The sequence below is a fragment of the Tatumella sp. JGM94 genome, assembly GCF_018257595.1.
In the GTDB taxonomy this organism is placed as follows: Bacteria; Pseudomonadota; Gammaproteobacteria; order Enterobacterales; family Enterobacteriaceae; genus Tatumella; species Tatumella punctata.
This window is the reverse complement of the sequence record NZ_JAERJN010000004.1, coordinates 104742-127146: the sequence shown is the minus strand read 5'-3', so window position 1 is coordinate 127146 and position 22405 is coordinate 104742. Positions and strand designations below refer to the sequence as shown.

At 50.8% G+C, this 22405-nt stretch carries 20 protein-coding genes; 14 read left to right on the top strand and 6 right to left on the bottom strand.

Translation table 11 applies throughout. The features are described from left to right. Positions 1-112 precede the first annotated feature (112 nt). From JK216_RS04580 to JK216_RS04520, 13 genes are all read left to right on the top strand, one after another. A complete protein-coding gene (locus JK216_RS04580) occupies positions 113-1513 on the top strand; it encodes a glutamate decarboxylase (RefSeq protein ID WP_212711392.1) in 1401 nt (466 codons plus the stop codon). Positions 1514-1605: 92 nt separating this feature from the next. Next, the gene (gadC, locus tag JK216_RS04575) at positions 1606-3150 is read left to right on the top strand and encodes a glutamate:gamma-aminobutyrate antiporter (protein ID WP_212707306.1); all 1545 of its coding nucleotides are present in this window, start codon (positions 1606-1608) and stop codon (positions 3148-3150) included. A gap of 468 nt (positions 3151-3618) precedes the next feature. Then, positions 3619-4662 (top strand): phosphate ABC transporter substrate-binding protein PstS, encoded by a 1044-nt coding sequence (gene pstS, locus JK216_RS04570; RefSeq protein ID WP_212710299.1) that lies wholly within the window; start codon positions 3619-3621, stop codon positions 4660-4662. Between the two features lie 76 nt (positions 4663-4738). Next, positions 4739-5701, top strand: coding sequence for a phosphate ABC transporter permease PstC (pstC, locus tag JK216_RS04565; RefSeq protein WP_212707308.1), 963 nt, complete (start codon positions 4739-4741; stop codon positions 5699-5701). Beyond that, the gene (pstA, locus tag JK216_RS04560) at positions 5698-6585 is read left to right on the top strand and encodes a phosphate ABC transporter permease PstA (protein WP_212707309.1); all 888 of its coding nucleotides are present in this window, start codon (positions 5698-5700) and stop codon (positions 6583-6585) included. The genes pstC and pstA overlap by 4 nt, the downstream gene beginning before the upstream one ends. 53 nt (positions 6586-6638) lie before the next feature. After that, positions 6639-7412, top strand: a complete 774-nt coding sequence (gene pstB, locus JK216_RS04555) for a phosphate ABC transporter ATP-binding protein PstB (RefSeq protein WP_212707421.1) — start codon at positions 6639-6641, stop codon at positions 7410-7412. A gap of 78 nt (positions 7413-7490) precedes the next feature. After that, a complete protein-coding gene (gene phoU / locus JK216_RS04550; protein ID WP_212707422.1) occupies positions 7491-8216 on the top strand; it encodes a phosphate signaling complex protein PhoU in 726 nt (241 codons plus the stop codon). Between the two features lie 178 nt (positions 8217-8394). Then, a complete protein-coding gene (locus tag JK216_RS04545) occupies positions 8395-9585 on the top strand; it encodes an MFS transporter (protein ID WP_212711411.1) in 1191 nt (396 codons plus the stop codon). A gap of 381 nt (positions 9586-9966) precedes the next feature. Beyond that, positions 9967-10191: a hypothetical protein gene (locus tag JK216_RS04540; protein ID WP_212707310.1), complete on the top strand. Its 225-nt coding sequence runs from the start codon at positions 9967-9969 to the stop codon at positions 10189-10191. Between the two features lie 117 nt (positions 10192-10308). Next, positions 10309-11595, top strand: a complete 1287-nt coding sequence (locus JK216_RS04535) for an HlyD family secretion protein (protein WP_212707311.1) — start codon at positions 10309-10311, stop codon at positions 11593-11595. Continuing rightward, positions 11595-13694: a peptidase domain-containing ABC transporter gene (locus tag JK216_RS04530; RefSeq protein ID WP_212711391.1), complete on the top strand. Its 2100-nt coding sequence runs from the start codon at positions 11595-11597 to the stop codon at positions 13692-13694. The genes JK216_RS04535 and JK216_RS04530 overlap by 1 nt, the downstream gene beginning before the upstream one ends. Positions 13695-13913: 219 nt before the next feature. Next, positions 13914-14354 (top strand): NfeD family protein, encoded by a 441-nt coding sequence (locus JK216_RS04525; protein WP_212707313.1) that lies wholly within the window; start codon positions 13914-13916, stop codon positions 14352-14354. Positions 14355-14385: 31 nt separating this feature from the next. Then, positions 14386-15336 (top strand): SPFH domain-containing protein, encoded by a 951-nt coding sequence (locus tag JK216_RS04520; protein WP_212707314.1) that lies wholly within the window; start codon positions 14386-14388, stop codon positions 15334-15336. 52 nt (positions 15337-15388) lie between these two features. Here JK216_RS04520 and JK216_RS04515 read toward each other — a convergent pair whose 3' ends face one another. The 6 genes from JK216_RS04515 to rpmH all read right to left on the bottom strand — a co-directional run bounded on the left by JK216_RS04515 (position 15389) and on the right by rpmH (position 20383). Beyond that, positions 15389-16267: a GntR family transcriptional regulator gene (locus tag JK216_RS04515; protein ID WP_212711390.1), complete on the bottom strand. Its 879-nt coding sequence runs from the start codon at positions 16265-16267 to the stop codon at positions 15389-15391. A gap of 264 nt (positions 16268-16531) precedes the next feature. Next, entirely contained in the window at positions 16532-17896 is a 1365-nt protein-coding gene (gene mnmE, locus JK216_RS04510; RefSeq protein WP_212707316.1) for a tRNA uridine-5-carboxymethylaminomethyl(34) synthesis GTPase MnmE, read from the bottom strand. A gap of 105 nt (positions 17897-18001) precedes the next feature. After that, a complete protein-coding gene (gene yidC / locus JK216_RS04505) occupies positions 18002-19645 on the bottom strand; it encodes a membrane protein insertase YidC (RefSeq protein WP_212711389.1) in 1644 nt (547 codons plus the stop codon). 2 nt (positions 19646-19647) lie between these two features. Next, positions 19648-19905, bottom strand: a complete 258-nt coding sequence (gene yidD / locus JK216_RS04500; RefSeq protein ID WP_212707318.1) for a membrane protein insertion efficiency factor YidD — start codon at positions 19903-19905, stop codon at positions 19648-19650. Next, positions 19869-20228, bottom strand: a complete 360-nt coding sequence (rnpA, locus tag JK216_RS04495) for a ribonuclease P protein component (RefSeq protein ID WP_212707319.1) — start codon at positions 20226-20228, stop codon at positions 19869-19871. Before rnpA ends, yidD begins: the two co-directional genes overlap by 37 nt. 14 nt (positions 20229-20242) lie before the next feature. Continuing rightward, positions 20243-20383: a 50S ribosomal protein L34 gene (gene rpmH / locus JK216_RS04490; protein ID WP_000831330.1), complete on the bottom strand. Its 141-nt coding sequence runs from the start codon at positions 20381-20383 to the stop codon at positions 20243-20245. A 609-nt stretch (positions 20384-20992) separates the two neighbouring features. On the opposite strand from rpmH, the gene dnaA reads away from it, so the two are divergent. Beyond that, entirely contained in the window at positions 20993-22405 is a 1413-nt protein-coding gene (gene dnaA / locus JK216_RS04485) for a chromosomal replication initiator protein DnaA (RefSeq protein WP_212707320.1), read from the top strand.

Genomic DNA, 22405 nt, shown 5'->3' with positions numbered 1-22405 from the left:
TAAGTGTTTTTCTGCCTGCAGATTCAGAAGGCACGGTGCCGCCTGTTATCCGGTGTTTCCTGACCTGTATATCAGACGACAAACTCCTCTTCAGAGAAATCATGAGGTTTACATGAGCAGCACGACCAAAGATTCCATCCGTGATCAGAACGATGATGTTTATGCTTCCGTTGATTTAGCCGCATCGTTACCTAAGTCCGAATTCCCTGAGCCAGAACGCAATCCGCGTAATGTTTTTAATGCGATCCGTGATGAGTTAATGCTGGATGGTAACTCTCGTCAGAACCTGGCAACCTTTTGTCAGACATGGGTTGATGATGAAATTCGCGAATTGATGGATCTGTCTATCGATAAGAACATGATCGATAAGGATGAGTATCCGCAGACGGCAGAGATTGAAGCCCGTTGTGTCAGAATGCTGGCAGACCTGTGGCACTCACCTTCTCCGGAGACGACCCTGGGATGTTCGACCATTGGTTCTTCTGAGGCTGCGATGCTGGGCGGCCTGGCCCTGAAATGGCAATGGCGTAAAAAAAGAGCGGCACAAGGTCTGCCTGCCGATAAGCCAAACCTGGTCTGTGGCCCGGTACAGATCTGCTGGCATAAATTTGCCCGTTATTTTGATGTCGAATTACGTGAGATCCCGATGGAAGGTGATCGCTTAATTATGTCGGCAGAAGAGGTCGTTAAACGGGTGGATGAAAATACCATCGGTGTTGTTCCGACCCTGGGGGTAACCTTTACCTGTCAGTATGAGCCGGTGAAGGAAGTGAGTGATGCGCTTGACCGTGTGCAAAAAGAGACCGGATTAGATATTCCTATTCATGTCGATGGTGCCAGTGGTGGTTTCCTGGCACCGTTCTGTGCGCCTGATTTGGCGTGGGATTTCAGTCTGCCACGGGTGAAATCGGTGAATGCCTCGGGGCATAAGTTTGGTCTGGCGCCACTGGGTGCCGGCTGGGTAGTGTGGCGTGAAGCCAGTGATCTGCCGGAAGAACTTATTTTTAATGTGAACTATCTCGGCGGTAATATGCCGACCTTTGCACTGAATTTTTCCCGTCCCGGCGGACAGATTGTGGCTCAGTATTATAACTTTCTGCGCTTAGGCAAGGAGGGTTACGCCAAAATCCACAATGCCTGCTACGCCACCGCACAATATCTGGCGGAAGAGATTGGTCGTCTGGGGCCGTTTGAAATTCTGTTTGACGGTGACAGCAGCAAAGGGATCCCTGCGCTGGCCTGGAAAGTCAAAGAGGGTCAGAATACCGGCGGTTATACACTGTATGACCTGGCGGATAAACTGCGCTCCCGTGGCTGGCAGGTACCTGCCTACTCGTTACCCGCCCACCGTGAAGACCTGGTGATCCAGCGCATTCTGGTACGTCACGGGGTTAGCTATGACTTAGCGACTCTGTTAATTGATGATATTAAACGTGCCTTAGAACACTTCAAACAGCATCCGATTGTTGCACCGCTTTCAGAACAAGAAGCCAGTGGCTTTAATCACGGCTGATTACCCTGTTATCTGAACCGGGGGGGGATAACCCCCCGGTAATTTCATCTGCATTATTATCGGACAGAATAATCAGCTGTCGGGAGAACCTTATGACTACGACTACGACTAACGCAAATATCAGCCCCAGAAAGTTAACGCTGTTAGGTTTTTTCGCTATCACTGCATCGATGGTCATGGCCGTTTATGAATATCCGACCTTTGCCACCTCAGGATTCTCGTTAATATTTTTCTTATTACTCGGAGGATTTCTGTGGTTTATCCCGGTGGGTCTGTGTGCGGCAGAAATGGCGACTGTCGAAGGATGGCAGGAGGGGGGGGTCTTTACCTGGGTTTCTAATACCCTGGGTAAAAAATGGGGCTTTGCGGCGATTTCATTTGGGTACTTACAGATAGCGGTTGGCTTTATTCCTATGCTGTATTTTGTGCTCGGGGCCCTTTCCTATATTTTGAAATGGCCGGAGCTGAATACCAATCCGTTACTGAAAACCGTCGCGGCACTGGTCATTTTATGGGGACTGGCGCTGACTCAGCTGGGAGGGACGAAAAATACGGCCAGGATTGCGAAAGCCGGTTTCTTTGCCGGCATCCTGTTACCGGCGCTGATTCTGGTCGTGCTGGCTATCTGTTATCTGGCATCGGGCGCACCGGTAGCCATCGAGATGAGCCGTAATACTTTCTTCCCTGATTTCACCCAAATAGGCACCTTAGTGGTGTTTGTGGCGTTTATCCTCAGTTATATGGGCGTTGAAGCTTCTGCCACCCATGTTAACGAAATGAGCAACCCCGGCCGCGATTATCCGCTGGCGATCCTGTTGCTGATGGTGGTGGCGATTATCCTGAGTTCGGTCGGCGGTATTTCGATTGCCTCTGTTATCCCGAAAGACCAGATCAACTTATCCGCCGGTGTTATGCAGACTTTCAGTATTCTGATTGGTCATTTTGGCCAGGGTCTGGAATGGATCGTCAGAGTTATTTCGGCACTGTTGCTGTTAGGCGTGCTGGCTGAGATAGCAGCGTGGATTGTCGGACCTTCGCGCGGTATGCTGGTTACCGCCCAGCAGGGTATTCTGCCGGCACGCTTCGCGAAAATGAACAAAAACGGTGTTCCTGTGGCTCTGGTGATTTCTCAGTTGCTGATCACATCGGTTGCGTTAATTATTCTGACCAATACCGGTGGCGGGAATAATATGTCATTTTTAATTGCCCTGGCTTTAACGGTGGTGATTTACCTGTGCAGCTATTTCATGCTGTTTGCCGGGTATCTGGTGCTGGTGTGTAAGAAAGGTGACCTTAAACGTTCTTTTAATATTCCCGGAGGCCGGGGCGTGAAAATGGTGGTTGCCATTATCGGCTTCTGTACGTCTGCGATTGCGTTTATTGTCTCGTTCTTTCCGCCGTCTGGTCTGCCGGACAGCCACGACAATAGTATTTATGTAACCCTGCTGGTGGTCTGTTTTCTGGTTGTGCTGGCGTTGCCGTTCATTGTTTATGCGATGGGTAAAAAAGGTGCTCCCGGTTCGAATGTCAGGCTGGAGCCGGTTAAAGCGCATACGGCAGATAAAGGCCATTTCTTTATCCACCCGCGTGCCCGTTCACCTCATCATATTTTTGTCGATGATAAGAAGTTACATTAATCCGACCCCGGGTGATCAGGGTCTGTGACTGGTGCTGCGGCGGGGAAACGTGCTCCCCGCCGTACGGTATAACATCCGGCAGATGCAAAAAAGGCAGCCTTGCGGCTGCCTCTCCCGGCAATTCCTTTTGCAACCATTCGGCTGGAGTATTTACAATATCGCGAATAAAATACCTGATAGTTCATATCGTTATCGCTGTACTGACAGGAATGTTAACAACCGTGACCCCGGGTAAAGTGGCAAAAAATGCGGTTGTTGATCTGCGTGGAGGTGGTCTGCTGGCATTGTGAGCGGTGGTTTTATTACCGGTTTTTATCCGCGGGTCGGCCGGACAGGTCTGTGGCTGTCATAAAACTGTCATATTTCTTACATATTAATGTCACCAAACTGTCCTATTTTCCCTCGTGCAGCATGACAAACTCATTTAAAAATGGCACTGAGCCTGAGATTAACTCCCCCGGAGGGAATATGACACTGATGCGTAATACGGTAGCCCGCGTACTGGCAGCGACACTGTCTGTTGGTGCTGTTTCTGCTTTTGCAGCGACAAACTTAACCGGAGCTGGCGGCACCTTTCCTGCGCCGGTCTATGCCCGTTGGGCAGCAGATTACCAGAAGGTCGATGGCAGCCAGGTGAACTACCAGGGTATTGGTTCTTCCGGTGGCGTAAAACAGATCATTGCCAAAACCGTTGACTTTGGTGCGTCAGATGCGCCCCTGAGTGATGCAGATCTGCAGAAAAACGGTCTGTTCCAGTTTCCGACGGTGATTGGCGGCGTGGTACTGGCAGTGAACCTGCCTGGCGTCAAATCCGGTGAGCTGACGCTGGACGGTAAAACTGTCGGGGATATCTACCTCGGTAACATTAAAAAGTGGAATGACCCGGCTATCGAGAAACTGAACCCGGGCGTTAAGTTGCCGTCGACGGCGATTAATGTCGTACGCCGTGCTGATGGTTCAGGCACATCATTCGTATTTACCAGCTACCTGTCAAAGGTGAATGATGAGTGGAAGGAGAAAATTGGTAAAGGGAATACGGTCAACTGGCCAACCGGTCTGGGCGGGAAAGGTAACGATGGTGTTGCTGCCTTTGTTCAGCGTCTGCCGGGATCTATCGGCTATGTTGAGTATGCTTATGCCAAACAGAATAATCTGACCTATACCAAACTGGTCGATGCCAGCGGTAAAGCGATTCTGCCGTCCGAAAAAAGCTTCAGTAACTCTGCGAAAGGTGCCGACTGGCAGCAAACCTTTGCTCAGGACCTGACCTACCAGAAAGGGGATGATGCGTGGCCGATTTCATCCACCACTTTTATCCTGGTGTATAAAAAACAGGCGGATGCAGAAAAAGGTGCGGCAGTGCTGAAATTCTTCGACTGGGCGTATAACAACGGCGGAAAAACCGCAGAAAGTCTGGATTATGCTGCTCTGCCGGAATCGGTAGTGACACAAATTCGCAGTGCCTGGAAAGCGAATATCACAGACAATAACGGCAAAGCACTGTATCAATAGGGTTATACTCCGTTACATCATGTGAACCCCATGGGCGGCTGATGCCGCCCTGTTAATAGTGAAGACTGAGACTCTTATGGCGGAAAGAAAGCCGACATTTAAAGCACCCGGAAAGCAGGGTGATATCATTTTCAGCGCATTGGTTAAACTCTCTGCGCTGGTGGTGCTATTACTGCTCGGTGGTATTATCGTTTCCCTGATTATTTCTTCCTGGCCCAGTATTCATAAATTCGGCTTTGCTTTCCTCTGGGATAAGACCTGGGACGCGCCGAATCAACAATTTGGCGCTTTAGTGCCGATTTACGGGACAGTTGTTACCTCAATCATTGCTCTGTTAATTGCGGTCCCTGTGAGCTTTGGTATTGCCCTGTTTCTGACCGAGCTGTCACCCGGCTGGCTGCGCCGCCCGCTTGGCACGGCTATTGAACTACTGGCGGCTATTCCCAGTATCGTTTACGGCATGTGGGGGCTGTTTATCTTTGCCCCGTTATTTGCCGAATATTTTCAGACGCCGGTCGGTGACCTGCTGTCATCGGTACCCTTTATAGGCCGGCTATTCTCGGGCCCTGCCTTTGGTATTGGTATTCTGGCGGCGGGTCTGATCCTCGCGATTATGATTATTCCCTATATTGCTTCGGTGATGCGTGATGTCTTCGAGCAGACACCGGTTATGATGAAAGAATCAGCTTACGGGCTGGGTTGCACCACCTGGGAAGTTATCTGGCATATTGTGCTACCGTTTACCCGTAACGGCGTTATTGGCGGAATCATGCTGGGCTTAGGCCGGGCACTGGGTGAAACCATGGCGGTGACCTTTATTATCGGGAATACCTACCAGCTGGATAGTGTCTCTCTGTATATGCCGGGCAATACCATTACCTCGGCGCTGGCGAATGAATTTGCTGAAGCCGAATCGGGACTGCATGTCTCTGCACTGATGGAGCTGGGGCTGATCCTGTTCTTTATCACTTTTGTGGTACTGGCTATCTCCAAACTGATGATCCTGCGTTTGGCGAAAAGTGAAGGAGCGCGCTCATGATTCCGGTGGATATAGAAAACCGTGCAGCGCTGGAAGCATCACGGCGCAAGATGCAGGCATGGCGTGGTTTTAAAAATAAAATCGCCTTATTACTCTCAATACTGACCATGGCGTTCGGTCTGTTCTGGCTGGTATGGATCCTCTGGACCACGGTATCTCGCGGGATTGGTGGCTTATCAGTTGATCTGTTTACCCAGATGACCCCGCCGCCAAATACGGATGGTGGCGGCCTGGCAAATGCCCTGGCAGGCAGCGGTTTACTGATCCTCTGGTCGACCCTGGCAGGCACACCTCTGGGCATTATGGCCGGTGTTTACCTGGCGGAATATGGCCGTAAATCTGTGCTGGCAGAAGTGATTCGTTTTATTAATGACATTTTACTGTCCGCCCCGTCGATCGTGATTGGCCTATTCGTTTACACCCTGGTGGTGGCGTATATGCATCACTTCTCTGGCTGGGCTGGTGCGCTGGCACTGGCACTGTTGCAGATCCCGATTGTTATCCGGACCACCGAAAATATGCTGAAGCTGGTCCCGGATACGATGCGTGAAGCTGCTTATGCCCTGGGAACGCCGAAATGGAAAATGATTCTGGTTATTACGCTGAAAGCCTCCGTCTCGGGCATCATTACCGGGGTACTGCTGGCGATTGCCCGCATTGCCGGTGAGACGGCACCATTACTGTTCACTGCGTTATCGAATCAGTTCTGGAGCACCGATATGATGCAGCCGCTGGCTAACCTGCCGGTGACGATTTATAAGTTTGCTATGAGTCCGTTTTCACAATGGCAAAACCTGGCCTGGGCAGGGGTGCTGATTATTACCCTCTGTGTGTTAGTGCTGAATATCGTGGCACGGATGATTTTTAGCAAACGTAAAAACTAATTTTTGCGGCGCGGCGAGAAGCGGTGCCGGAATAAGAGAGACGAACAATGAGTATGGCAAACATTAACCCGGCGTCGGCAAAAATCCAGGTACGTGATCTGAATTTCTTTTATAACCAGTTCCACGCACTGAAAAATATCAATCTGGATATTGCCCGTAATCAGGTGACTGCTTTTATCGGCCCGTCAGGGTGCGGTAAATCGACGCTGCTGCGTACCTTTAACCGGATGTTTCAGCTGTACCCTGAACAACGCGCAGAAGGACAGATTTTACTCGATGGCGATAATATCCTGGATAACGGACAGGATATTGCGTTACTGCGAGCCAGAGTCGGGATGGTGTTTCAGAAACCGACCCCGTTCCCGATGTCTATTTATGACAATATCGCTTTCGGCGTACGGTTATTCGAAAAATTATCCCGTGCCGAGATGGACGAACGTGTGCAGTGGGCGCTGACTAAAGCGGCGTTATGGACCGAAACCAAAGACAAGCTGAACCAGAGCGGTTACAGCCTGTCGGGTGGTCAGCAACAACGTCTGTGTATTGCCCGCGGGATTGCGATTCGTCCGGAAGTTCTGCTGCTTGATGAGCCCTGCTCTGCGCTGGATCCGATTTCTACCGGACGTATCGAAGAGCTGATCAGCGAATTAAAACAGGATTATACGGTGGTGATTGTGACCCACAATATGCAGCAGGCGGCGCGTTGCTCTGACCATACGGCCTTTATGTACCTCGGTGAACTGATTGAATTCAGTGATACGGATACCCTGTTTACTAAGCCGTCATGCAAGCAAACTGAAGACTATATTACCGGCCGTTATGGCTGATGCTCAGCCGGTATTCTGTAACGCTTAATTTTCGCCACCATTTTTCGCTGCCATACGGGTGCGACACTGGAGAACATGATGGACAGTCTTAATTTAAATAAACATATCTCCGGTCAGTTTAATGCTGAGCTGGAGCACATTCGTACCCAGGTAATGATTATGGGCGGACTGGTTGAGCAACAGCTGACGGATGCCATTAATGCGATGCAGAATATGGACCCGGAACTGGCCCAGCGGGTGATTGATGACGACCATAAAGTGAATATGATGGAAGTCGCGATTGACGAAGATTGCGTGCGTATTATTGCCAAACGGCAACCGGCAGCCAGTGATTTACGGATGGTGATGGCGATCATTAAAACCATCTCTGAACTGGAACGGATCGGTGACGTAGCGGAGAAAATCAGCCGGACGGCGCTGGAGAAATTTGGTCATAAACATCAGCCTTTACTGGTCAGCCTGGAGTCCCTTGGACGTCATGCGGTACAAATGCTGCATGAAGTGCTGGACGCCTTTACCCGTATGGATCTCGAGGCAGCAATACAGATTTACCGGGAAGATAAAAAAGTCGATAAAGAATATGAAGGTATTGTCCGCCAGTTAATGACTTATATGATGGAAGATCCGCGGACAATTCCCAGTGTGCTGACGGCATTATTCTGTGCCAGAGCTATCGAACGTATCGGCGACCGCTGCCAGAATATCTGCGAAATTATCTTCTACTTCGTCAAAGGTCATGATTTCCGGCATATGGGCGGTGATCAACTCGATCAGTGGCTGGCCGGAGATGACACCCCGGAATAACCCGGTGTTCCGCAGTCTGCCCGCCGCGTGGCAGGCTGCCCCTTTCTGTTTTTTTCCTTTCTTCCTGATATTGGTAGCGTGTTGGTATCCCTGTTTTTATACTTTGCAGGTTTATTTTTCCGACCAGTCAAGGAACCCGAGCGTGCAAAAAAAGAAAACTGTAACCCCGGCAAAAGCCATGCTGGCTGCTGTCAGCGGCTATGCTATGGATGGATTCGATCTGTTAATCCTCGGATTTATGTTACCGGCTATCAGTGTCTCCTTATCACTGGACCACTCACAGGCGGGCTCACTGGTTACCTGGACGCTGATTGGCGCCGTAGCCGGCGGAATTATTTTCGGTCACCTGAGTGACCGGTTTGGCCGGGTCAGGGTATTAACCCTGACAATTTTAATGTTCTCGGTATTTACCGGACTCTGTGCGACGGCCCGCGGCTACCATGACCTGCTGATTTACCGGACCCTGGCCGGGGTCGGTCTGGGGGGAGAGTTTGGTATAGGGATGGCGCTGATTGCCGAAGTCTGGCCGGCCAGCAAGCGTAACAGGGCCTCTGCCTGGGTAGGTATTGGCTGGCAGGCCGGGGTGCTGCTGGCGGCAGTAATTACGCCACTGTTGCTGACAGTGATTGGCTGGCGTGGCATGTTTCTGGTGGGGCTGGTCCCGGCGCTGTTTTCGTTTGCCATCCGTCACGGGCTGAGCGAACCGGAATCGTTTATTCGTCAGCCAAAGAAAGAACAACAGCGTTCATTTATGTCCCGCCTCAGATTGCTGGTAAAAGATCGTGCCACGGCAAAAGCCAGCCTGGGGATTTTTATTTTATGCTCGGTACAGAATTTCGGTTATTACGGACTGATGATTTGGATGCCCAGCTATTTGTCTTCATCGTTCGGTTTCAGCCTGACCAAATCGGGGTTATGGACCGCCGTGACGGTGGCAGGTATGACCCTGGGGATTGGGCTGTTCGGTATGCTGGCTGACCGTTTTTCCCGCTGGAAAATCTTTATTCTTTACCAGCTGGGTGCGGTGGTGATGGTGATTGTCTATGCCCGGCTGACCGACCCGTCCCTGATGCTGGTGGCCGGCGCGGTTATGGGGTTGTTTGTGAATGGTATGATAGGCGGTTACGGTGCATTAATTTCCGATACTTTTCCGGTCGCCTCGCGGGCCACTGCCCAGAATGTTCTGTTTAACCTTGGACGGGGCGTCGGCGGGTTTGGCCCGCTGGTAACAGGGATGCTGGCTTCAGAGTGGTCATTCAGTGCTGCGATTACGCTGCTGGCATTGATTTATGTGCTGGATATTGTGGCAACCCTGTTTCTGCTACCGCGCCACCAGGGCCAGGATGATGCGCTGGGTGCTATCGGCTAACCCCGCCAGCGGACAGACCGGCAATCAGGGTCTGTCCGCAGCGCAACTAATACAATTAAAAGAAATTTATTAATGAAACTTTCTGATAATCAGGTTTTATATTTTTACTGATCACGGTTATTTTCCCGGTTTCCGGAAATTACCGGCAACCCTGTTTTTTCTTTCTGCCTGTTTCAGATGAGTTTTTTTATTTAAAGTAAATTACCTGGCTATTTATTGTTAATTACCGGAAGGCATTGGCTGACCGGCGGATAAATGTATGATATTGAAAACAGGGAGGGCAGTGTATATTTTGTTCCGGTAGCAATAACCGGGATATCAGGCTGATGACTGGATTATTGCTACTTACAACACCGGGAATATTAAAAAAAGGAAATTTTTATGAAAGAATTAACACAAACTGAAGTACAGACTGTTTCTGGCGCCGGGACTCTTGCCAGTTCACTGGGCTCGCTGGGTTCTATGGTCGGCGGCGCAATGAAACTGATCGGTATGAAAAACTCTGTCGCGAATGCTGCTGCTATCGGTAACAATATCGGCATGATATTTGAATCGGTATATGGTGCGTTTTCATCGACAGTGAAATTTTTCTTTGATAAAAAATAATTCTCTCTGAATAAAAGGTGTCGCCTTGCGCGACACCTTTTCATATTTCCAAAGGGTGAATAACGGATGTTTATCCTGGTGGTTAATTATACATAGCAATTTACATGGTTATCTGTCATGGAAGGTAAATCTATTTTCAGAAAGGAAGCGCTGGATAATATTAAAAATCAATGGCTGGGGAAGGCATTGTTAATTTCGTCCTGTCCCTCATGGCTGGTCGCTATTTTATCCGGGTTGTTCTTTTTAATAATTATGGCCGGTATTATCTTCGGACAATATACCCGGCGAATTAACGTTGACGGGGAAATTATTTCCCTGCAACAGGCAATCACTATATATGCGCCGCAGCAGGGCGTGGTGACCAGGACATTTCTGCAGACCGGGCAACGGGTTAACAAAGGTGAGCCTCTGTATGAGATTGATGTCAGCCGTACCACCAGTAGCGGTAATGTCAGTGCTCGCGGGGCAGAAGCCATTAATTATCAGCTGACTCTGATAGAACAGATCATTGAAAAAACAGAACAAAATAAACAATCGTCATTAAACAGCCTGCAACAGCAACTGGCCCAATACCGGCAGGCCTATAAAAAGTCACAGGAATTGATCAGCAGTGCCGGACGCGGGCTACAGGATATGCAGAAAAGCATGGGTAATTATGACGATTACTTACGTAAAGGTCTGATTAATAAAGAGCAGTTTAATAATCAGCGTTATCTGTTTTATCAGCAGCAATCCTCGTGGCAAAGCCTGAATACTCAGCTGATCCAGGAAGGGCTGCAGGTTATCAGTCTGGAGACTGAGATTGCTACCCAGTCAGCCGACTTTGATAATAAAGCAGCAGAATATGCGTTAAAACGCAGTGAGTTACAGCGGGAGCTGGCTGAGGTGAATGCCAGTGGTACGCTGATTATTACCGCGCCTGAAGAGGGTAATATCGAAAATATGGTGTATACGGCCGGGCAGATGGTGGCCGCCGGCGATAGCCTGGCACAACTGATGCCGGGAGGGCGTCCACAGTTTTTGCTGGTGTTGTGGCTGCCGGACAGCAGTGTGCCTTATGTGTCCCCGGGAGATGCGGTTAACCTGCGCTATGACGCTTATCCTTTCCAGAAATTTGGTCAGTTTCCTGGCAGGATTAAATCTGTATCACGGATCCCCGCCAGTGCGAAAGAGCTGATGATGTACAGCAGCATTGCACCTGCGGTGAATAATGGTGCAGGCCAGGCTTACTATAAAACGATTATTGAACTGGCGGCCGACAGCTTCAGGTTCCGTGGAGAATCAATGAACTGGTCAAATGGTATGAAGGCTCAGGCCACCCTGTTTCTGGAACGCCGGCCCTTATACCAATGGATCCTGTCGCCTTATTACGATATCCGGCGTAGCCTCGGAGGGCCGGTCTGATGAATGCCTCTTTTTTTGAACAGATAAGCCGTCGGGTTAACTTTAGCCTGTGGCGGCGGGTGCCCGCCATCTTACAGACCGAAGCCGCGGAATGCGGGCTGGCCTGCCTGACGATGGTATGCCGTTATTTCGGGATGGATATTGACCTGCTAAACCTGCGTCGCCGTTTCGGTGTTTCATCTCATGGGGCGACACTGACCACCCTGATTCATATCGCCGGGCAACTGGCGATGAAGACACGCCCTTTGTCCCTGGATCTGGATGAAATAAATCAGCTGAAAAGGCCCTGTCTGCTGCACTGGGATATGAACCATTTTGTGGTACTGGTCGCAGTCCGGCGTTCACGGTTTATTATCCATGATCCGGCCCTTGGTCGCCGGATTATTGGGATGCGTGAAATGTCACAACACTTCTCGGGTATTGCCCTCGAAATCTGGCCGGATAACGAGTTTATCCCGCTGAAAGCCCGCTCCCGCCTCAGCCTGTGGTCAATGATGCGGAATATATCAGGCCTGCCGGGCTTTCTGATTAAAATCTTTTGTCTGTCGCTGGTCGTTGAGGCGGTTAACATTCTTATTCCGGTCGGTACCCAGCTGGTTATGGACCATGTGCTGATTGCCCGTGACCATGATCTGCTGAGCCTGATTTGTCTGGGACTGCTGACCTTTATTCTGTTCCGCACTTTTATCAGTATGCTGCGTTCCTGGACATCACTGGTGATGCAGTCACTGATTGATATTCAGTGGAAAACCGGCCTGATGGATCATCTGCTCCGCCTGCCGCTGGTCTATTTTGAAAAACGCAAAGCCGGTGATATTCAGTCCCGTTTTGCGTCACTGGATACTATCCGCGGTACCCTGACCAGCAGCCTGGTGAACGGCATTATTGATATTATTGTTTCTGTCAGCGTGCTGGTGATGATGTATCTGTATGGTGGCTGGCTGATTTTTGTCGTGCTGGGGTTCACCCTGTTGTATATGCTGCTGCGCTTAACGACTTACCAGCGCTACCGCCAGGCGCAGGAAGAGCATATTGTGAAAGGAGCCCGTGCCAGTTCTCATTTTATGGAAACCTTGTACGGTATCAGCACCCTGAAGGTGCTGGGCCTGTCAGGCACCCGTTCCCAGTACTGGCTTAACCTGAATATTGATACCACCAATGCCGGGATCCGTATGAGCCGGCTGGATATGTTGTTTGGCGGGGTTAACTCGCTGATCTCGACGGTCGATCAGGTCGTCATTCTGTGGCTGGGAGCTTCAATGGTGATTGACGGCAATATGACAGTCGGCATGTTCGTAGCTTTTAATGCTTACCGTGGTCAGTTCTCAGAACGGGCGTCATCGCTGATCGATATGCTATTACAACTGCGTATGCTGGCACTGCATAACGACAGGATTGCCGATATTGTATTGCATGAGCCGGAAGCATTTCAGCCCGCCAGAAGTCTCTGTCAGCCGGATAAAGCAGCCGGTTTACAGGTTCGCGACCTGAGTTATCAGTATGACAAACTCAGCCGGCCAATCTTTTCGGACATAAATATACGGGTCGATGCGGGGGAAAGTGTGGCCATTACCGGGCCTTCAGGGGCCGGGAAAACCACCTTAATGAAGGTGATGAGTGGCCTGTTAGCCCCGGACAGTGGTTCGATCCTGTGTAACGGCATTGATATTGCCGGGGCAGGAATTAATAACTACCGGCAGGGGATTGCCTGTGTGTTGCAGGAAGATAAATTGTTTGCCGGGTCGATCGCCGAAAATATTTCCGGATTCAGTGAACAAAAAGATATGCAGTGGGTGACTGACTGCGCCAGAAACAGTCATATTCATGACGAGATTATGCAGATGCCGATGGGTTACGAAACACTGGTTTCTGAACTGGGCGGCAGTTTATCCGGAGGGCAAAAACAGCGGCTGCTGATTGCCCGCGCGCTCTATCGTCGTCCCGCGATTCTGTTCCTGGATGAAGCCACCAGTCATCTGGATCTGGATAATGAAGCCAGGGTTAATGCCGCCATCAGCCAGCTTAAAATTACCCGAATTTTTATTGCCCACCGCCCTTCAACTATTGCCTCTGCCGACCGGGTCATCGAATTACGCTGACCGGCCGGTACACCTGACACTGTCGTCTCTGACGACAGTGTCTTTCCCTCAGCCCCGGAGACTGGCTATCCCGTACTGCTGGCGGGTGTTTTAATTTTTCATAATATGCTATTGGTTCTGTATTCTGTCTGAATTTCAGCCACAATGATGGCTGCCGGTAACATGATGAGTATTTCAGGGGAAATTAACCGGCAGTACTGATCGGACAAAGGAGCACCGATGGAAATTAGCGGAGTGTTTTGGTTCTGGATCGCGATTGCTGCTATTTTTGCGCTGGTTGAGATATTTACCACCACCTTTTTCGGCCTGTGGATGGCTATTGCTGCCCTGATTCCGGCCATGCTGGTCCTTTTTCTGCCGGACTTCCCGGTGGCAGGGCAGTTGCTGGTCTGGATAGTGGCGTCGGTTCTCTGTGCCTGGGTATGGGTGCGCTGGATACGCAGTAAACCTGAGCCCTGGCTCGCTGAACCACTGACCGGTCAGCAAGGTATACTGGCCTGCGCGCTGACCCCGGGACAGCAGGGTATTTTGTTGCTGAGTAAACCGGTACAGGGACGTCAGGAGTGGCCTTGTATCAGCGACAGGGCGTTACCCAGGCAGACACGGGTAAAAGTGATTGCGATGGCGGGTGACGGTGTAGTGAAAGTTGACCTTGTATAATTGTTCTGTTCACCTTTAAGGAGGAGACCTTATGTCACCGGGACTGATGGCGTTAGGCTTAGTAATTGTGTTACTGGCAGTGACGTTTTTTAAATGTGTGCGTATTGTTCCGCAGGCTGACCAGTGGATTGTCGAGCGACTGGGGAAATATCACAGTACCCTCAATCCGGGACTGAATATTTTAATCCCGTTTATTGATGTGGTGGCTTATAAAATGTCGGCCAAAGACCAGATGTTTGAGGTGAAAGGTATTGAAGGGATCACCAAAGACAATGCTACTGTCGGGGTCAATGCGATTTGCTTTGTCCGGATAGCCGATCCTAACAAGGCGGCTTACGGCGTGGATAGCTATAGTGCGGCGGTACAGAATCTGGTGATGACCACTATTCGTAATGCTGTCGGGGGGATGAACCTGGATGATACCCTGTCTAACCGTGACCAGTTGGCGATTACCCTGCGGGCCAACATGGAAGAGCAGATGAATGACTGGGGGCTGATCCTGAGAACGGTGGATATTCAGGATATCACGCCCTCTGATTCTATGCGTAAATCGATGGAGCAACAGGCAGCAGCAGAACGGGAACGTAAAGCGACTGAAACCCGTGCTGAGGGGAACAAGAATGCGGCGATCCGTGAAGCTGAAGGGAAAAAACAGGCGATGATCCTGGATGCGGAAGCCAGACTGGAGGCCTCCCGGCGTGAAGCGGAAGCGATAGAAACCCTCGCCAGCGGTCAGAAGAAAGCCACCGACCAGCTAGCGGCTGCACTGAATGCCAGCGGCGGACATCAGGCGATGTCATTTCAGCTGGCTAATAACTATGTACAGACCCTGAGTGAGTTATCAAAAAGTGATAATGCTAAAGTTATCGCCATGCCAGCCGATCTTGCTCAGGCCGTTGGCGGGCTGCTGAATGCAGGTGCACTGATGTCGGTGGGTGCGGAAGCCGGTGCGTCGGTTAAATCACCACGCACTCAGGGGTAATCTGTTTTCCCGGCCGCTAAGCAACGAGTAAGGTGGCTGAGCTACTTGCCGGTCAGGATTTACGGCGGGCCACTCCCAGCTGACTGGCGACCTGCAGATGACGATATAACAGGGCCGAAGCCTGTTGATTATCACCCTCTGCCAGGGCATCCAGTATTGCTAAATGCTCCTGACAGGACACTTTGACCCGCCGGAGATTATTAATAGTATGTGTCTCTGTCAGACGCCGCAGACGGTTTTGCTGCTGAATGCTATGCAGGATAAAACGGTTGCCTGACCAGGCGGCCAGTAATTCATGGAACCGTGCATTACTTTCAATAAAATGTTGACTGTCCGGTACGCCATTGAGCAGTGCCAGCTGATTATCACGGCATTGCCGGAGCTGCTCTGGAACCACACAAAATCCGGGTTCCATCAGGGCTGCCGGTTCCAGTAGCATACGAAACCGGTAACTTTCCAGCCGCTGCTCTGCGCTTGCCAGCGTCGGCATCATCACCCAGCCATGACCATGTTTTCGCTGTATAATTCCTTCTTCTGTCAGGCGCTGCAGGCAGCGCCGCAGGATACTCTTGCTGCACTGATAACGGCGCAGCAGGTCACTCTCATTTATTTGCCCGGGCAGTGTCTGATTCAGATGGTCGTCAATAATAAGACGGTAGAGATCGTCTTCTGCAACCCGCAGTCCGGCCAGCGTGTTCTGCAAAGCCTCACTACAGGCCGTTGCTACAGTAAAGCCACAGTGTTTCTCTGCCGTCAGGATCTGTTGACCGGCCAGATAAAACAGAGCCCCGCGGATCGGTGATCGGGACACACCGAAATGCTGCGCCAGTTCGATCTCTTTTATGTGGCTGCCTGGCGGGAAATCTCCGCAGGCGATCGACTCAAGGATCTGTCCGGCGACTTTTGTTTGCAGAGGGGTCAGCTTACTCATTTACGGAATACTCATGTCACGTTCTCTCCGGACCGTCCGGACCGTCCGGAGGGGCACAGATAAACACTTATACTACGGGTTTACCCGTCGTATGTCAGGTTATGGTCAGAGCAGGCTGGTTCTGTCGGGGCAGAGGCCCCTTTAATCGGTATACCGGACACCGGGGGGAACCCCCCCGGGAGATATTTGCGATGCAGGCAGGGCGGAAGCGCAGTCAGAACTGTGATATCACAGGTGTGTTCTGAACCGATGCGTTTTGCTGTTTTATTTGCCGATACAGAAGCTGGAGAAAATACGTCCCAGCAGATCATCGGCGGTGAACTCTCCGGTAATTTCGCTGAGTGACTGCTGCGCAAGACGTAATTCTTCTGCCAGCAGTTCGCCGGCCCGGGCACCGAGTAACTGGTACTGGCCCTGAAGCAGGTGACTGCTGGCAGCTTCCAGTGCTTCCAGGTGGCGGCGTCTGGCGATAAACCCGCCTTCAATATTTCCGGAAAAGCCCATACTCTGTTTCAGATGTTCGCGCAGCAGATCAATACCTGCGCCGGTGCGCGCCGACAGGCGGATCACGGTATTATCCCCTTGTTGTTCTGCCCCGAGAGCCTCACTGGTCACATCAGCCTTATTACGGATAACGGTTACCGGCAGGGCGGGTGGCAGCCGCGCGATAAAGTCCGGCCAGATTTGCTGCGGGTCTGTGGCGCGGGTGGTGGTGCCATCGACCATAAACAATACATGGTCGGCGGCGGAGATTTCCTGCCATGCGCGCTCAATCCCTATCCGCTCCACTTCGTCACTGGATTCACGTAACCCGGCAGTATCAATGATATGCAACGGCATGCCATCAATATGAATATGTTCGCGCAGGACATCACGGGTAGTACCGGCGATATCCGTGACGATAGCGGCTTCTCTTCCCGCCAGTGCATTGAGCAGACTGGATTTTCCGGCATTTGGCCGCCCGGCAATCACCACCTTCATTCCTTCGCGCAATAAGCTGCCTTGCCGCGCTTCGGTACGGACGTTTTCCAGATCCTGCATAACCTGATTAAGCTGCGCCTCAATTTTTCCGTCCGACAGGAAATCAATCTCTTCGTCAGGGAAGTCGATGGCAGCCTCGACGTAAATACGCAGATGAGTCAGGGCCTCCACCAGATGGCTGACCCGCTGAGAGAAAACACCCTGCAATGAGTTAACGGCAGAACGTGCGGCCTGCTCTGAACTGGCATCAATTAAATCGGCAATCGCTTCGGCCTGGGCAAGGTCCAGTTTATCATTGAGAAATGCGCGTTCCGAAAATTCGCCCGGCCTCGCAATCCGCAGTCCCGGTAAGGCAATAACCCGTTTCAGTAACAGGTCGAGGATCACCGGGCCGCCATGCCCCTGTAACTCGAGTACATCTTCTCCGGTAAAAGAGTTCGGGCCGGGGAACCACAGAGCAATCCCCTGATCCAGTACAGTGCCATTGGCGTCCATAAAGGGCAGGTAGTCGGCATAACGTGCTTTGGGCAGTTTGCCTAAAATCTGTTGTGCAACTTCTGCGGCTTTCGGCCCCGAAATACGTAATATACCGACTCCGCCGCGGCCAGGAGGCGTTGCCTGGGCGACGATAGTATCGCTGTGGCTCATAGCTGTTCTCTCTTTTACCAATAAAAAAAGGCGGTCAGAAGACCGCCTTATCATATCCTGAGTGCCGTTAATGATCACGCCGCCGGTGGCTGGCGTGACAGGTTATCAGGCTTTTTTCTTACGGCTGTGTAATCCGCGTTTTTCCAGGCCGCGATAAATCAGCTGCTGCTGAATAATCGTGACCAGGTTACTGACGATATAGTACAGCACCAGACCTGACGGGAACCACAGGAAGAAGACGGTAAAGATGACCGGCATAAAGGTCATAATCTTCTGCTGCATTGGGTCGGTCACCGTGGTCGGAGACATCTTCTGAATGAAGAACATGGTTACACCCATCAGTACCGGCAGGATGTAGTACGGGTCCTGTACTGACAGGTCGTGGATCCACAGGATAAACGGAGCCTGACGCAATTCAACCGAGCCCATCAGCATGTAGTACAGGGCCAGGAAGATTGGCATCTGGATAACCAGAGGCAGACAGCCGCCGAGCGGGTTCACTTTTTCTTCTTTATACAGCGCCATCATTTCCTGACTCATACGCTGCTTATCTTCACCCAGACGCTCACGCATTGCCTGGATTTTTGGTTGCAGCATGCGCATTTTCGCCATTGAGGTGTATTGCGCACGAGTCAGCGGGTACATGATACCGCGGACAATAAAGGTGATAACGATAATTGAGAAGCCCCAGTTACCGATAAAGCTGTGGATAAATTTCAGCAGCTTAAACAGTGGCTGAGAGATAAACCACAACCAGCCATAATCCACGGTTAAGTCGAGGTGCGGGGAAACGGCAGCCATCTGATCCTGAATTTCCGGGCCAACCCACAGGGTCGCATTCAGGTCCTGTTGTGCACCGGCGGCAATAGTGACCGGCGATGATTTGTAACCGATAGCCGCCAGACCGTTACCCAGATTACTGGTATACAGGGTGTTGCTGCCAGATGTCCGCGGAACCCATGCGGTAGCGAAATACTGCTGCAGCATAGCCACCCAGCCATTATCGGTACTGGTATTCAGGTTCTCATTATCAGCAATAGTATCAAATTTATATTTTTCATACTTTTCATTGCTGGTGGAGTAGGCCGCACCACGGAAAGTATGTAGTGCAAAGTTATTGCTGCCGGTATCGCGGGCTTTAGGCAGGGTGATTGTCTGCTTCAGCTGGCCAAACATTGAAACTTCCAGCGGCTGTGCCGAGCTGTTATCAATATGGTAGTCAACATCAACCGCATAACCACCCCGTTTGAAGACAAACGTCTTGGTGTATACCACACCGTTCTCACCGGTCCAGGTCAGGGGAACACGAAGTTCGGTCTGACCGTCAGCCATCTGGTAGCTGTCCTGAGTGGTGGTATACAGCGGGCGGGCACCATTGGCAGGGTTATCCGGACCGTTACGGCCGGTTAAACCACTTTGCGCCTGGTACATAAAGTCAGGTGAGGTTTCCAGCAGCTGGAAAGGCTGGGTTGACCCGAGCGTTTTCGGGTAAGTGAGTAACTGGGCCTGCTCTACATCACCGCCACGGGTATTAATTTCAACAGACAAGACGTCTGTTTTAACAGTAATCGTTTTGCCCTGACCACTGGCCGGAACGCCCTGGTTTGCGGCATCGCTTGCGGTATTGTTCGTATTCTGAGTGGTCCGGGTTTGCTGTGGCTGTGGATTGTGGTCCGTCTGCCAGGCTTGCCAGATCATAAAAGACACGAACAGAAAAGCGATGAAAAAAAGATTGCGTTGCGAATCCATCGTTAGTTTTCTCTGGTATCAGTGTTTTTTGGCGGCACAGGATCGTCACCACCCGCGTGTAACGGATGGCATTTTAATACGCGTTTCACCGTCAACCAACACCCTTTTATCACCCCGAAACGACGTAAGGCTTCGATCCCGTAATGGGAACAGGTTGGATTGAAACGGCAATGAGGCCCCAGCAGGGGACTTATTGCCCGTTGGTAAACGCGGATCAGAACAATCAGGAGCCGCGTGCCAGGCGACAATGACGACGCCATAGTTTCTCCAACACTTCCGTCAAAGTATGGTTATCCAGGTCGGCAATCCCTTTTTTTGCAACGATGACAAAATCCATCGCCGGAAGCTCGTGCTGGCGCAAACGAAAACTTTCCCGGGTTAAACGTTTAATCCGGTTACGTTCATGGGCGCGTTTTACGTGTTTCTTAGCGACAGTAAGACCGATGCGGGGATGCCCCAGCGAATTCTGGCGGCCGAGAATAGTCAATTGCGGCGTGCCAGCTCGTTGTGGCTGCTGGAAGACGAAAGTGAAATGATTGGGAGTTAACAAACGTAACTCCCTGGGAAATGCGAGCTTACCCACCAGGGTTCGCTTTATTACTTAGAAACGGTCAGACGAGCACGGCCTTTAGCACGACGACGTGCCAGAACCTGACGACCATTTTTAGTAGCCATACGAGCACGGAAGCCGTGAGAACGGTTGCGCTTCAGTACAGACGGTTGAAAAGTGCGTTTCATGGCGATTTCTACCTAAACTTGAGAATGTTCACTTGGTGACGCGTAGCAGAGTCAGTAAACCGACCGACGCCTCAGTGTATTTTAATTAAAGAGGCGGGATTGTAATAACTGTACAGTCCTGAGTCAATTTACTTCGGCTAATAATGCCACCTTTATACCGGGTAACGGCCTGTTTGCCTGGTCACAATCCCCGGAGTCCGGAGACTGGCGGACAAACAGGCTGAGAATTATACGGGCTTCCTTATAAAGAGCAAGGATCCTTCCGGATCATCTGGTGATCGGCAGAAAAAAAGTGGCGGTAAGGAAGTCACGCCAGTGAAAAGATGAGATCTGTAATAGATTTCCGGCACCCGGGAGTACAGAGCGTGACCTCATCGCTGTCATTCTGAAATCCTGTGGATAAAATGGGTAAAATCAGTGTAGAAAAGGAGGATCTCTTGTCCGCTTTGCGCTATGATCCGTCGTTCCGCTGATGATCCTTCAGGGTCTTCCGGCGAGAATGATTTGCAGATCGTTGCAGCAGGCGATTTCTCCGTCTGTATCAATAATTAGTGTTTTCAAAAGATTAGCACCGTTTCTTGTCTTATTTTTGTACCAGTGGAGTCCGCCGTGTCACTTACGCTTTGGCAACAGTGCCTTACCCGTTTGCAGGATGAATTACCTGCCACTGAATTCAGTATGTGGATCCGCCCGCTGCAGGCTGAATTAAACGACAATACTCTGGCTCTGTACGCACCAAACCGCTTTGTACTCGACTGGGTGCGTGATAAATACATCAATAGTATTAATGCCTTGCTGAATGAGTTTTGTGGTGCTGACATTCCACAGCTACGTTTTGAAGTGGGTGCCAGACCTGCGGCGGCACCTGCGGCAGCACCTGCAGTGAGTACTGTTGCACCGCCGCATATTTCACAGCCTGTTCCGCCAGCTCGTCCGCCCGTTAGTCCGAATAACGGTCGTCCGAGCTGGGACAATGTGCCCGCGCCGGTAGAAGTGGCTTATCGTTCGAATGTTAACAGCCGGCATAATTTTGATAATTTTGTCGAAGGTAAATCGAACCAGCTTGCCCGTGCTGCCGCGCGTCAGGTCGCAGATAATCCGGGCGGTGCTTATAACCCGCTATTTTTATATGGCGGGACGGGATTAGGTAAAACGCACCTGTTGCATGCGGTGGGGAACGGCATTATTGCCCGGAAACCGAATGCAAAAATTGTGTATATGCATTCTGAACGCTTTGTTCAGGATATGGTAAAAGCATTGCAGAACAATGCGATAGAAGAGTTTAAACGCTATTATCGCTCGGTTGATGCACTGTTAATTGATGATATCCAGTTTTTTGCAAATAAAGAGCGTTCCCAGGAAGAGTTTTTCCATACCTTTAATGCACTTCTGGAAGGTAACCAGCAGATTATCCTGACATCAGATCGTTACCCGAAAGAAATTAACGGGGTTGAAGATCGTCTGAAATCACGGTTTGGCTGGGGCCTGACAGTGGCGATAGAGCCGCCTGAACTGGAAACCAGGGTCGCCATCCTGATGAAAAAAGCGGACGAGAATAAAATCCGTCTGCCGGGGGAAGTGGCTTTCTTTATTGCCAAACGCTTACGGTCAAACGTCCGTGAGCTGGAAGGGGCATTAAACCGTGTGATTGCGAATGCCAATTTTACCGGCCGGGCAATCACCATCGACTTTGTCCGGGAAGCGCTGCGCGATTTACTGGCTTTACAGGAAAAACTGGTCACTATCGATAATATTCAGAAAACAGTCGCAGAATACTATAAAATTAAAGTCGCTGATCTGTTGTCTAAACGACGTTCACGCTCGGTGGCCAGACCCCGGCAGATGGCAATGGCGATGGCAAAAGAACTGACCAACCATAGTCTGCCCGAAATCGGTGATGCTTTCGGCGGCCGCGACCATACGACAGTGTTGCATGCCTGCCGTAAGATTGAGCAGTTGCGTGAAGAAAGTCACGATATAAAAGAAGATTTCTCCAATTTAATCAGAACATTATCTTCCTGA